Genomic DNA, 13,263 nt, shown 5'->3' on the forward strand with positions numbered 1-13,263 from the left:
TAATATGAAAGGTATCATTTATCATGAATATGGGCTATACACGGGATTCACGCGGGCGCCCGATTATGGGCGCCCCTACAGCACGGGAGTAGCCACGTGTAAAAATCCGGCGCGCGACATCGCCGACAGGCGATGAGCCGCCTTCAGGCGCTCCTGCGCCCATACAATCCCGTGAACCTGGCGCTGCGAAGCAGCATCTGAATCCGAATGGGGAAGATGTGAGGAGCAACCCTTCCGCCTCTTCGAGGCACCTCCCCTATTAGGGGAGGCTTTCCGGAATGCGAACGACCGACTGCGGACTGCGGGCCGCCGGTTATGGCGGCCCCTACATCGATGAACGATTCCCCCTGTGGTATAATAAACTCAGCATGAGAAAGGGTGGTATCTATGAAACTGAAACATGGTATACTTACATTGTCTTTGGGGCTGGCTGTGGCCCTGGGCGGTTTTTCCGGCAGCCAGGCTTTTTTTAACAGTCCTTTAGCGGCAAACAGCCATTACCGGCCGATTAATTTTGGCATGGGCTATGAAATGTACGTCGATCTGAGTTCTTTGGAAACCGTGAAGGATGATGGCCAGGGATGGATTTTCAAAGTCAATCTTTTCCGGTCGCCTGAAGATTCCGGAGCCATTGAAGGAACATATACCCTGACGTATAAGATTGCCCATGGCCAGGCCTGGTTGTATAATGATTCGACTCACAGCTGGCAGGAAATCCCTATGCGCAAGAAGGAAATCAAGCACAATCAGATTGCTGATTTCGTCGCTGTCAATCTCTGTTATAAGCAGAAGACGGGTCAGTATCTGAATGACGATTACGGTTACGCCAAGGGGATGGAGCATTATTACAAGGGGGAGTGAAGGCCGTGACTGCCGTCCGGGGACCGGCTCTGCATCGCGGCGACTGTATCGGCATTGCCGCGCCGGCGACGCATGATGAAGGCCAGGATATTTCCGCGGCTGTGGACAGGCTGGAACAGGCTGGATATCGCGTCAAGATGACGCCGACGGTCACCGGAAATTATGGTTTCTTTTCCGGCACTGATGAAGAACGTGCTCGCGATATCAACGCTTTATTCCATGACGATGACGTCAAGGCCATTATCTGTCTTAATGGCGGCTATGGGTCAGCGCGCATCCTCGATAAGCTGGATTACGATTTTATTTCCTCTCATCCCAAACTGGTCGTCGGCTTCAGTGATGTGACGGCATTGCAGATTGCCCTCTGGGAAAAGTGCCGCCTGGTCACGGCCAATGGGCCGCTCATGGTCACCCTCGGCGGCTCCGATGCCTATACGGCAGGCCAGTTCTTTCAGGGCCTTACAACCGACGCATGGCAAGGTCCCCTGGCCCTGCCGGCCGGGCGGAAGCTGACGACCGTCGTTCCGGGACAGGCAGAAGGGCCGATTGTCGGCGGCAATCTGACGGTCCTCACGTCCCTTGTCGGCACGCCTTATGCCCTTGACGGGACAGGCTGCATCCTGGTCCTGGAGGATACTGGTGAAGATGCCTACCGTATCGACCGCATGCTGAACCAGCTCTGGCAAAGCGGCCTTTTGTCCCGCGTCGCCGCGATTGCCTATGGCGATTTTACCGATTGCCCTAACGACCCGGGCGACTTCACGACGGACCAGGTCTTGGATTATTATGCCCATCTGGCTGGGAAACCTGCCATTAAGGGCCTGCCCATCGGTCATACCAGGGATAAGGCCTTCGTGCCTTACGGCGTCGAAGGCCGGATCGATGCTGACAGGGAGGGCGCGTCGCTTACCTTTGTTGATGGTTGATGTTAGGCGGGCCGCCCTTCGGGACGGCCCCTACGATTATTTGCGATTATTTATGTAAAAAATCGTGTATAATTCTTGACAAAATATTAAAATGCATCTATAATGAATAAAAATTCAAAGAATAGTCAGGGCACAGCCCATGTGATATAGGAGTGATGAAGTGTGAAAACGAAAGTATTCATTGATGGCCATGAAGGGACGACGGGCCTTCGCATTCATGAACGGCTCAGCAACCGTCAGGACATTGAACTGGTTCCTATTGCCGACGATGTCCGCAAGAATCCCGATGCCATCCGGGCTTGCATGAAGCAGGCCGACATCGCCTTCCTTTGTCTCCCTGACGGTGCCGCAGCCGAAGCCGTAACGCTGGCTGAAGGTTGTGACGTCCGCCTCATCGATACGTCGACGGGCCGGCGGGTGGCACCGGGCTGGACTTATGGGTTCCCCGAATTATCGCCGCAGCAGGCCGAAGCTATTGCCAAGAGCGACCGCGTCGGCAATCCGGGCTGCCACGCCAGCGGCGCCATTTCTATCCTGCAGCCTTTGACGGCAGCCGGCATCGTTCCGGCCGATTATCCCGTAACGGCGTTCTCTCTGACCGGGTACAGCGGCGGCGGCAAGAAGATGATTGCCCAGTACGAAGGCGACAAGAGCCAGGATTTATATGCACCGCGTCAGTACGGCCTGGTCCAGCAGCACAAACACTTGCCGGAAATCGTCACGATCTGCCATTTGACGCAGGAACCGGTCTTCACGCCTATTGTCGATGATTATTACAGTGGCATGGAAGTCATGATTCCTTTCTTCAGCCAGTTGCTGGCCAAGAAAGTGACGGCTCAGGACGTATGGCAGGTTTTGGCCAGCCATTACGACGGCTGCCCCTTTATCCATGTCCTGCCCTTCGGTGAAGACAAGGGCGGCTTTATCGCAGCCAATGATATGAGCGGCTACGACGATATGGAAATCCTAGTCACTGGTAATGACCAGCGCATCATGGTTACGTCCTTGTTCGACAACCTCGGCAAAGGCGCTTCCGGTGCAGCTATACAGAATATGAACCTTATGATGGGCATTGATCCCACGACAGGGCTTAATTTAAAGTATTAGATGAATAAGATGAAAGGTGGAGTCAGTATGAGTCAGGTTTATGATAGCCTCAGCGTACCGCAAGGATTTCAGGCTGCCGGTACGTATAGTGGATTATGTAGCAGCCGTGTGAAATTGGATGTCGCTATGATCGTAAGCCGACGGGACTGCTCCATCGTTACCGCTACGAGTCAGGGCCTGATGACTCAGGAAGGTAAGGTACTGCTCCTGCACAACGGTACGGCCCTGCCCGATGGGCCCCGGGGCCATGAGATTTCTCAGGAAGTCTGCCAGGCTGCGGGGAAATGCATGGATGAAGCGCCCGAAGATATCGCCTTGGTTGCCAGCGGGGCCAAGGGCCAGTATTTCCGGCCGTCCCTGCTCATCCACAGTCTCAAGACGCTGACAGCTGGGTTAGGGAATGACAGTCAGCCGCTGGAAGCGGTTCTGGATAACTCCGGTGATGTCACAGCTTATCAGGTCGCCTTATCCAGTGGTACGCCGGGCTGTTCCTTGAGCGGTATTGCCGCTGACGGCACGGCCGACAGCGATGGCCTTTGCGTCATCATGACCGATGCCCAGGCCGGCAGTGCTGTCATCGAAGGAGCCCTGGCTCAGGCCAAGGCAGCTATCGATACGGAAAACTTTACGTTCATCGTCATGGCCAATGGCATGGCCGGCAGCGGCCCTTGCAGCCAGGAAGATCTGGCCGCAGGCATGGAAGATTTGTTGAAAAAATTAGGCTTTCAAAATTCGTTGAAAGCTTGCAGTTAAATGGGGGAATCTATTGCGATGTTTAAAAGAATCGAACTTGTCTCGGAAGATGTCAAATCCGTAACCAATGCCCAAAAGGCACAGATTTTGATGAACGCTCTGCCGTACATCAAGAAATACAGCGGCAAAATCGTCGTCGTCAAGTACGGCGGCAACGCCATGATCAATGAAGACCTGAAGAAATCAGTCATGGGCGATATCGTCCTCTTGAACCTCATCGGCGTCAAAGTCGTCCTGGTCCACGGCGGCGGCCCGCATATCAAGGAAACGCTGAACCGCTTGGGCATGGAATCGAAGTTCCTCAACGGCCTGCGCGTGACTGATGCGGAAACGATGAAAGTCGTCCAGATGGTCTTGGCCGGCCAGGTCAACAAGGATTTGGTCAACCTTATCGGGACGATTGGCGGCAAGGCTATCGGTCTCTGCGGCTTGGACGACCAGATGATCAAAGTCCAGAAGCAGAGCGATGAACTGGGCTATGTCGGCCGCATTACGGACGTCGACGTTTCCATTATCAAGGATAACCTGGACAAAGGCTATATCCCGGTCATTTCGACTATCGGCACCGACACCAACGGTCAGGCCTACAACATCAACGCCGATACGGCAGCGGCCAAGATTGCCGGCGCCCTCAATGCGGAATGTATGCTTTCCATGACCAATATCGATGGCGTCCTCAAAGATAAGGACGATCCCGATTCGCTGCTCACGGAAATCACCCTCGAACAGGCACGGCAGCTGGAAAAAGACGGCATCATCGCTGGTGGCATGATTCCTAAGGTCCAGTGCTGCACTGATGCCATCAAGGCTGGCGTCAAGCGCGTGTTCATCATCAACGGCACGGTTCCCCATGCCATCCTCATCGAAATGCTCACCGAAGAAGGCCTGGGCACGATGTTCGTAGGGCATTATTCAATCGGTAAATAGTCTTAGCAAAGACTATTTACGCCGTTCGCTCCCAGCATAATTACAAGAAAGAAGGAATCCCCCAATGGCAGAAGATTATAAAACCCTTGATAAAGAATATATCGTTAATGTATACAACCGGGTCGGTGCTGTGTTGGACCACGGCAAAGGCGCTGTATTATATGATGTCGATGGCAAGAAATATATCGACCTCAGTGCCGGCATTGCCGTCAACATCTTCGGTGTCTGCGATGATGTGTGGATCAAAGCCGTCGAAACGCAGCTCCATAAATTGAGCCATATTTCCAACGTCTTCTTTACGGAACCTCAGACCGTCTTGGCTGAAAAACTCTGCCAGAAGACAGGCATGAAGAAAGTCTTCTTCTCCAACTCCGGTGCCGAAGCCAACGAATGTGCCATCAAGACGGCCCGCAAATATTCGTACGACAAATATGGCGACGGCCGTTATACCATCGTCACCTTGAAGAACAGCTTCCACGGCCGGACCATTGCCACCTTGACGGCGTGCGGCCAGGACTCGCTTCATGAAGATTTCGGCCCCTTCGTCGACGGCTTCGTCTATGCCGAACCCGATGATTTTGCCGACATGAAGCGGCTTTGCGAAGAAAACAATGTCTGCGCTATCATGATGGAAATGGTCCAGGGCGAAGGCGGCGTCCATCCTCTCGACAAGGAATACGTCCAACAAGTCGTAGAATATGCTCACGCTCATGATATCCTGATTATCGTCGACGAAGTCCAGACCGGTAATGGCCGGACGGGCTATCTCTATTCCTACATGGGCTATGGTATCCAGCCCGATATTGTCTCGACAGCCAAAGCCATCGGCGGTGGCCTGCCATTGGGCGCTACGATGTTCGCCGATTCGACGCAGCATACCCTGACTAATCACACCCATGGCTCGACCTTTGGCGGCAACCCGATTTGTACGGCTGGCGGCATTTCCATCATCGACCGCCTCGACGACGACCTTATGGCAGAAGTTCGGGAAAAAGGGAAATACATCAAAGAAGAACTGGAACAATGCGAACACGTCGACCACGTATCGGGCATGGGCCTCATGATCGGCGTCGCCCTCAAAAATAAAGCCCTCATGGACGTCGTAGAAGGCTGCGTAGACAACGGTGTCCTCGTCCTCACAGCCAATGGCCTCCTGCGCCTCCTGCCGCCGCTCAACATCCCTTGGGACGAATTGAAAGAAGCCATCGGCATCGTTAAGAAGGTCATCGATAAATAGAATATAGTTTGTAGTGAAAAAAGGCGCTGTCGCATGAAGACAGCGCCTTTTTTGCAGCCAGCGGTTAGCTGTTAGCAAAAAATACACGGCCAACGGCCTTGTGCGTAGGGGCTGTCCCGCTGAGGGCAGCCCGCTGCGAAATTCGACCACACCTATTCGAGTATAATGGTAGGTTTTTACGAACCACGAACTACGGCCTTTCCTCGGACTCAGATGCGGCGTTCCGCCGCGACAGGCTCAAATTAACAACGACGCTTCGGGAAATCCTCAGCGCGTAGCGGGACGCCCTCCGGAATATCCTCCGGGACGTCCCCTACGAAATCGCATACAGGCGATGGGGATGAACGCGGACACAGGTCACAAAAAAATACACGGCCAACGGCCTTGTGCGTAGGGGCTGTCCCGATGGGGGCAGCCCGCTGCGAAATTCTGCCACAGCCTATTCTGGTATATATTGTAGGGACTCGCACGTGGCGAGCCCGCTAGAGATATTTGGCCATAACTTATCTGAGAATAATAGCAGGCTTTTACGAGCCACGAGCTAAGAACAACGAACCACGGCCTTTCCTCGGACTCAGATGCGGCGTTCCGCCGCGACAGGCTCAAATTAACAACGACGCTTCGGGAAACCCTCAGCGCGTAGCGGGACGCCCTCCGGAATATCCTCCGGGACGTCCCCTACGAAATCGCAGTCAGGCAATGGGAATGAACGCAGTCACAGGGCACAAAAAAAAACACGGCCTGTGGCCGTATGCGTAGGGGACGCCCAAAGGGCGTCCCGTTGTGATATTCGACCACAGCCCATTCGAGTATAATGGCAGGCTTTTACGAGCCACGAACAATGAACCACGAGCCACGATTTTTTCCACGAGCCGAGGGTTACTCGAGGCGATGTCGTCATTCTGAGCCTGTCGCCGCGTAGCGGCATCTGAGTCCGAGGCGGCCTGCGAACGGCGAACTGCGACCGGCGGGGCCGTTAGGCCCTTATAATCGCAATTGGTAGCGGTATGGCCGTATTTCTTTATTTATCCACAGATATTCTTCAGGAATTTTTTTCAGATGATTGTAGACTGTGTTTTCAGAAATGTTTAGAGTTTCTATGATTTCTTTTACGGAAACGCCGATGTCGGAAAAGATAGCCGCTTGCAGCAGGATATCGCAAATGGCAGCAGTGGTTTTATTTTTTGTTGATAGGGACGGCGTTTGGGCAAGTTTTTCTTTGGCTTTTTGATAAGTTTGATATTTGTGTTTGAGTGTATGGTGTGTAAAAAGCGTGGCCTGTTCGATGAACTGCAAAGTCCCTATGATGAAGGGGGTCAAATCTCCGCGATTGATATCGGCATCGGTATGTGAAAACAGGTCGTAGTATCTTTTGCGGTATTTTTTGATTAAGATAGAAACTTGCAGGGCTATTGCGGGATGTAAATGCAATGCCAACAAATAAGACGTGATAAATCGCGCCATTCGGCCATTTCCATCATAGAAAGGATGGATGTAGCCAAAGAAATAGTGAAAGATAGCAACACGAATTAAATAAGGGATGGTCTTGTCATTCAGCACATCGAGAGCTGCGTCCATCATCTCGATGATAGCTGATTCCGGGTAGACTCCTTGATGGATAGTTTTTTGTGCCGGTGAGACGATGTCGACACGATCCTTATGAAAGATTTTCCCATCAGGGAGATTTTTGGAGTCATCTCGTTTAATTTCATCGGCCAGAAAATCGTCGAAAAGCTGGCGGATATCCTGGCTGGTAGTTAAAGGGATGTATTCTTTTTGAATGATTTTGATGTATTTGTTGACGATGCTGCCCAACCGGTAAGATGACTGTTCCGATTCGGGGACGGAAAAAGCCATCAAGATCTCTTTCCTCGTACTGCGGACGCCTTCAATGTCATTGGTCGATTTGATTTCATCAACTAGGGACATATGCAAAAATTGTGATATAGCGGCCGGTGGGACTTGATGTATAATATCGAGACAGTCCATGACTTCGCTGGCAATTTTTTCCAAGGATAAGGCGATTTCTTCAGTATAGCAGAAAAATGCTGGATGGCTTTGCCGACGATGATACTGCTTTATGGCCAAAGGCAAATGACGGCTAAAAGGGCTGTGAAACCGTTCCTGATATACTTTTTCCCATATTTGGTTGTCTTTGTAATAGAGTGAATACAGAGATTCATATTTCATGGCAGTCACCTCAAAAAAAGCGAATTTTGCTATCTGATGATTCTGAGACCTCAAAAAATGGAAATTTTGAGGTTTCACTTTTATTATACTCGGCAATTGATAATATGAACAGTATAGTGCTCAGATTGCAGGTGGCCGGTCGCAAAAAAACGGCCAGCGACCGTATAGGTAGGGGACGCCCGGAGGGCGTCCCGCTGTGATATTCGATTGCAGCCTATTCGGGTTTAATGGTATGCTTTTTGATTACGAATAACGCGCCGCGGCCTTTCCTCGGACTCAGATGCGGCGTTCCGCCGCGACAGGCTCAAATTAACAACGACGCTTCGGGAAACTCTCAGCGCGTAGCGGGACGCCCTCCGAAATATCCTCCGGGACGTCCCCTACGAAATCGCATACAGGCGATGGGAATGAACGCAGTTACAGGGCACAAAAAAAACACGGCCTGTGGCCGTATGCGTAGGGGACGCCCAAAGGGCGTCCCGTTGTGATATTCGACCACAGCCCATTCGAGTATAATGGCAGGCTTTTACGAGCCACGAGCCACGAACAACGAACCACGAGCCACGATTTTTTCCACGAGCCGAGGGTCACTCGAGGCGATGTCGTCATTCTGAGCCTGTTGCCGCATAGCGGCATCTGAGTCCGAGGCGGCCTGCGAACTGCAGCCTGCGACCGGCGGGGCCGTCAGGGCCCAACATACTATTTGCGAAATATTTTTCTTGCTATTCATGGGGGAATTGCGTACAATAGGGCTGTACTATTTTACAATATCAATGCAAAGGAAGAGGATAGGGAGAGAAGAATATGAAACATTTGAAGATAGCTTACAGCTTTGATGTACAGTATTATTTCGTTGACAGCGACCGGGAAATCGTTCCTATTGAGCAGACGGATTTCACCGATGTGGCCGTAGCGGTTATTTCGGACCAGGATTTTGCCTACATCGACAAGATCGATGAAACGGGATTCGGAATTCCCATCATGGTCATCATGCCGGGCGGCGAGAAGATGCCGGACCAATATATTGATAAAGTCGATGTCGTCTTTACGGAAGAAATGGTCAATAAGAGCCGCTGCATTTCGACAGCCGAACGGTTGGCCAGCCGTTATGAACATGCTGTGCTGCCGCCGTTTTTTGCCGACCTCGTCGATTATGTCAGTGAAAAGAATACGCCTTTTGACTGCCCGGGCCACCAAGATGGCCTGTTTTTCAAGAAGCATCCGGCAGGACGCTATCTTTATGATTTTTATGGACCTCATATTTTTCAATCCGATATCTGCAATGCCGATGTAACCCTTGGTGATTTGCTCATTCACGAAGGGCCGGCCTTGGAAGCCCAGGATTTTGCAGCCCAAGTCTTCCATGCAGACAAGACTTATTTCGTCCTCAATGGGTCTTCGTCGTCTAATAAGGTCGTCACCAACGCCCTTTTGACGCCAGGGGACCTGGTCCTTTATGACCGCAACAATCACAAGTCCGTGGCCCTCGGGGCCCTCATCCAGGCCGGGGCGACGCCGGTTTATTTGGAAACGGCCCGCAATCCCTATGGTTTTATCGGCGGCATTGACGCCCATTGCTTCGATGAAACGTATCTGCGCCAATTGGCAGCCGAACGGGATCCGGAAAAAGCTAAGGCCCAACGACCTTTCCGCCTGGCTGTTATCCAGCTCGGTACTTATGACGGGACGCTGTATAATGCCCGCTATGTCGTCGACCGTATCGGTCATCTCTGCGATTATATCCTCTTTGATTCGGCCTGGGTCGGCTATGAACAATTCATTCCTATGCTCAAGGACTGCTCGCCGCTGCTCCTCGATTTGCATGAAGATGACCCGGGAATCATGGTCGTCCAGTCGGTCCATAAGCAGCAGGCCGGTTTTTCTCAGGCTTCGCAGATTCACAAAAAGGATAATCATATCCATAACCAGTCACGCTACTGTAACCACAAGACTTTCAACAACGCCTTCATGGCCAACGCCTCGACGAGTCCTTTTTATCCTATGTTCGCAACGATTGCCGTCAATGCCAAAATCCATGCCGGTGCGGCTGGCCGCAAGATGTGGATGGACTGTGTGAAAATGGGTATCGAAGCCCGCAAGGATATCCTGCGCCGCTGCCATTATATCCGGCCTTTCGTAGCGCCGACGGTCCACGGCAAACCCTGGCAGGATGGCAATACCGATGACATGGCCAATGACCTGGCTTATTTCACCTTTGAACCGGACGCCAAATGGCATGCCTTCGAAGGCTACGGGCCGGGACAATATCTCGTCGACCCGTGCAAGCTCCTCTTGACGACGCCAGGCATCAACGCCGAATCGGGACAGTACGAGGATTTCGGCATCCATGCCAATATCTTGGCGACGTATCTGCGCGGCAACGGCGTCATTCCGGAAAAATGCGATTTGAACTCAATCCTTTTCTTGCTGACACCGGCTGAAAATAAGAATAAGATGCGCCTCCTCGTATCCCAGCTGGTCCGCTTCGAACGCTTCGTCGACCATGACGTCCCCATGCAGGAAGTCCTTCTCGGCGTCTACAACTCGCATCCGGACCGCTATGCAGGCTATACAATCCGCCAGCTTTGCCAGGAAATGCACGATTTCTATAAGGTACGGAACGTCAAGGACCTGCAGAAGAAACTTTTCCGCCGCCAATACTTCCCGGAATACGCCATGAATGCCCAGGAAGCGCAATACGCCTTTATCCGTGGCCAGGGCGAACTCGTGCCCCTCGATGAAATCGAAGGCCGTATCGCCCTCGAAGGGGCCCTGCCCTATCCGCCGGGCGTCCTCTGCGTCGTCCCGGGTGAACGCTGGTCCCATACGGCCGTCCAGTACTTCAAGGCATTGGAAGAAGGCCTCAATGAATTGCCAGGTTTCGCCTCGGAAATCCAGGGCGTCTACCTGGAAAAAGAAGACGACGGCCGCATCCACGCTTATGGGTATGTGCTGAAGGAATAGTGCGGTACGAAATCTCGTCAAATGCGTAACGGGCTCGCCACGTGCGAGCCCCTACATCGAATACGGGATTCCTGCAAATACTTTTTTATGTCAAATGGGAATTGTCCCCAAACAGCGTAGGGGTCGCCATGTGGGCGACCCGCGTGAATTTTGTGTATAGCCTGAATTTATGACAAAAGGGATTGTACATGATGACGTTTGCCATCATGTACAATCCCTTTTCGTGTGTTTTTTACGATGAACGAACTGTGGGCCGCCGTTATGGCGGCCCCTACGATGAACGACGAACGGCCTACGATGAACGATGCCCTCTACAACAATGTCTTGACAGCTTCGGCGATTTTTTTTGCGATATACGGGTTATTCATGGTGTAGACGTGGATGCCGTCTACGCCGTTAGCCAGGAGATCGGCAATCTGGTCGACGGCGTAGGCGATGCCGATATCGCGCATGGATTCGGGAGTGTCACCGTATTTGGCAATGGCCCGCTGGAATTTGATGGGGAGCGTGGCGCCGCACATGGTGACCATGCGTTCGATTTGAGCTTTGTTAGTGACGGGCATGATGCCGGCTTCGATGGGAACATTGATACCGGCAATTTCACAACGTTCGAGGAAGCGGTAGAAAAGGGCGTTGTCGAAGAAGAGCTGGGAAATGAGTTCGCTAGCGCCGGCGTCGACTTTGGTCTTCAAGTTGCGGATGTCGGCGGCCAGGGTCTTAGCTTCGGTATGCCCTTCAGGGTAGCAGGCGCCGATGACGTTGAATTCCGGCGCTTGTTCTTTGATGAAGGCCACAAGGTCGCTGGCGTGTTCGAAGTCGTGCGCCCGTTCGCGGCCCGGGACTTCATCGCCACGCAGGGCCAGGATGTTTTCGATGCCGGCTTCTTTCAGTTCTTTCAGGTCCTGCAAGGCTGCTTCTTTCGTCAGGTAGATGCAGGGCATGTGAGCGGCTGTTTCGCAGCCCAGGGCTTTGATGCGGCTGGCGACTTCGACCGTGCGGTTGCCGCCGGTACCGCCGGCGCCGCAGGTGACGCTGATGAAGTCCGGATGGAGTTTGCTCAGTTCTTCCAGCGTCGGATAGACCGTTTCGATGGGAATATCCTTCTTCGGCGGAAAGACTTCAAAAGAAAAGACCGTTTTTTTGGCAAAAAGCTCGTTCGTATGCATATATTGTTTCCCCCTTGATTTTACAGAATTCCGTGGACTGCATGATGAAAAGCAACCCCTCAGTCAGCTGCGCTGACAGCTCCCCTATTAGGGGAGCCTTCCAGACAATAATCATTGTAAACAAAAGGACCGCCGCGAGCGCGACAGCCCTTTTCGGATACTTTCATTATATGGGATAACGAAGTCAATGTCCAGCTGTTAGAAGCTCGGCAGGATAGCACCCTGGTATTTGTCTTCGATGAATTTCTTGATTTCCGGAGACTGGAGGGCTTTGACGAGTTTCTGGATTTCCGGACGGTTTTCATCACCTTCGCGGATGACGAGGACGTTGGCATACGGCGAATCCTTCGGTTCCAGGAAGAGCGCGTCTTTCAGCGGATTGAGACCGGCTTCCATAGCAAAGTTGGTATTGATCAAGGCGATGTCTACGTCATCGATGGAACGGGGAATCTGAGCGGCTTCGAGTTCGACGAACTGGAGGTGTTTATCGTTCTTTTCGACGTCCTGTACGGTCGACGTGATGTTACCGCCATCTTTCAAGCCGATGAGGCCGGCACTCTGCAAGATGAGGAGGGCGCGGCCGCCGTTGGTCGGGTCATTGGGGATGGCGACTTTGGCGCCGTCAGCGACGTCTTTCAAGTCCTTGACTTTATGGGAATAAATGCCCATTGGTTCGACGTGGATCTTAGCGATGGCTTTCAATTTTGTGCCGTGTTCGCTATTGAATTTGTCGAGGTACGGTGAATGCTGGAAGAAGTTGGCGTCGATTTCCTTATCGTTCAGGGCCAGGTTCGGTTTGACATAGTCCGTGAATTCGACGACTTTCAGGTCGACCCCTTCTTTGGCCAGGAGCGGTTTGACTTCATTCAGGATTTCACCGTGCGGTACGGGCGTGGCGCCGACGGTGACTGTCGTGTTCTTGGAAGACGAGCCGCTGGAAGCGGAATCACTGCCGCAGCCGGCAGCCAGGACGGCGATGGCCAGCAGGGCTGAAGCGGCGAGAATGGAAAGTTTCTTGAGATTTTTCATAAAGATTCCTCCTAATGATGTAGTATAGACTTTTCTGTTCCGTCATTATCCTTGAACCTCTCCCGCTTATAGAAGCGGGAGATTCTTGAGAAATTTGATACAT

10 protein-coding genes are annotated in these 13,263 nt (G+C 52.4%); 7 read left to right on the forward strand and 3 right to left on the reverse strand.

Features of this window, described 5'->3' with window-relative positions; translation table 11 throughout:
- Nucleotides 1-387: 387 nt before the first annotated feature.
- The 6 genes from NOS26_RS05730 to NOS26_RS05755 all read left to right on the forward strand — a co-directional run bounded on the left by NOS26_RS05730 (nt 388) and on the right by NOS26_RS05755 (nt 5,811).
- Entirely contained in the window at nt 388-861 is a 474-nt protein-coding gene (locus NOS26_RS05730; protein WP_255917397.1) for a hypothetical protein, read from the forward strand.
- A 5-nt stretch (nt 862-866) separates the two neighbouring features.
- Complete coding sequence (locus NOS26_RS05735) at nt 867-1,787, forward strand: LD-carboxypeptidase (protein ID WP_074787604.1); 921 nt, start codon at nt 867-869, stop codon at nt 1,785-1,787.
- A gap of 162 nt (nt 1,788-1,949) precedes the next feature.
- Entirely contained in the window at nt 1,950-2,894 is a 945-nt protein-coding gene (gene argC, locus NOS26_RS05740; protein WP_074787598.1) for an N-acetyl-gamma-glutamyl-phosphate reductase, read from the forward strand.
- A 27-nt stretch (nt 2,895-2,921) separates the two neighbouring features.
- Nucleotides 2,922-3,647, forward strand: a complete 726-nt coding sequence (locus tag NOS26_RS05745; protein ID WP_014015811.1) for a bifunctional glutamate N-acetyltransferase/amino-acid N-acetyltransferase — start codon at nt 2,922-2,924, stop codon at nt 3,645-3,647.
- A gap of 18 nt (nt 3,648-3,665) precedes the next feature.
- Entirely contained in the window at nt 3,666-4,574 is a 909-nt protein-coding gene (gene argB / locus NOS26_RS05750; protein ID WP_014015812.1) for an acetylglutamate kinase, read from the forward strand.
- Between the two features lie 64 nt (nt 4,575-4,638).
- Nucleotides 4,639-5,811, forward strand: coding sequence for an aspartate aminotransferase family protein (locus tag NOS26_RS05755; RefSeq protein WP_014015813.1), 1,173 nt, complete (start codon nt 4,639-4,641; stop codon nt 5,809-5,811).
- Nucleotides 5,812-6,795: 984 nt separating this feature from the next.
- Here NOS26_RS05755 and NOS26_RS05760 read toward each other — a convergent pair.
- The gene (locus NOS26_RS05760) at nt 6,796-8,001 is read right to left on the reverse strand and encodes a Fic family protein (RefSeq protein ID WP_014015814.1); all 1,206 of its coding nucleotides are present in this window, start codon (nt 7,999-8,001) and stop codon (nt 6,796-6,798) included.
- 804 nt (nt 8,002-8,805) lie between these two features.
- Here NOS26_RS05760 and speC point away from each other — a divergent pair.
- Nucleotides 8,806-10,965 (forward strand): ornithine decarboxylase, encoded by a 2,160-nt coding sequence (gene speC / locus NOS26_RS05765; RefSeq protein WP_014015815.1) that lies wholly within the window; start codon nt 8,806-8,808, stop codon nt 10,963-10,965.
- A gap of 311 nt (nt 10,966-11,276) precedes the next feature.
- On the opposite strand, the gene metF is transcribed toward speC, so the two are convergent.
- Nucleotides 11,277-12,131, reverse strand: coding sequence for a methylenetetrahydrofolate reductase [NAD(P)H] (gene metF, locus NOS26_RS05770; protein ID WP_014015816.1), 855 nt, complete (start codon nt 12,129-12,131; stop codon nt 11,277-11,279).
- A gap of 198 nt (nt 12,132-12,329) precedes the next feature.
- The gene (locus tag NOS26_RS05775; protein WP_014015817.1) at nt 12,330-13,160 is read right to left on the reverse strand and encodes a MetQ/NlpA family ABC transporter substrate-binding protein; all 831 of its coding nucleotides are present in this window, start codon (nt 13,158-13,160) and stop codon (nt 12,330-12,332) included.
- Nucleotides 13,161-13,263 lie beyond the last annotated feature (103 nt).

The organism is Megasphaera sp. SC8-1 (assembly GCF_024436295.1).
GTDB lineage: Bacteria > Bacillota > Negativicutes > Veillonellales > Megasphaeraceae > Megasphaera > Megasphaera elsdenii.

Excerpts from the sequence above, each read along its gene's own strand:
- NOS26_RS05730 (WP_255917397.1), top strand. The coding sequence starts at position 388 with ATGAAACTGAAACATGGTATACTTACATTGTCTTTGGGGCTGGCTGTG.
- NOS26_RS05745 (WP_014015811.1), top strand. The coding sequence starts at position 2,922 with ATGAGTCAGGTTTATGATAGCCTCAGCGTACCGCAAGGATTTCAGGCT.
- argB (WP_014015812.1), top strand. The coding sequence starts at position 3,666 with ATGTTTAAAAGAATCGAACTTGTCTCGGAAGATGTCAAATCCGTAACC.
- NOS26_RS05755 (WP_014015813.1), top strand. The coding sequence starts at position 4,639 with ATGGCAGAAGATTATAAAACCCTTGATAAAGAATATATCGTTAATGTA.
- NOS26_RS05760 (WP_014015814.1), bottom strand. The coding sequence starts at position 8,001 with ATGAAATATGAATCTCTGTATTCACTCTATTACAAAGACAACCAAATA.
- speC (WP_014015815.1), top strand. The coding sequence starts at position 8,806 with ATGAAACATTTGAAGATAGCTTACAGCTTTGATGTACAGTATTATTTC.
- metF (WP_014015816.1), bottom strand. The coding sequence starts at position 12,131 with ATGCATACGAACGAGCTTTTTGCCAAAAAAACGGTCTTTTCTTTTGAA.
- NOS26_RS05775 (WP_014015817.1), bottom strand. The coding sequence starts at position 13,160 with ATGAAAAATCTCAAGAAACTTTCCATTCTCGCCGCTTCAGCCCTGCTG.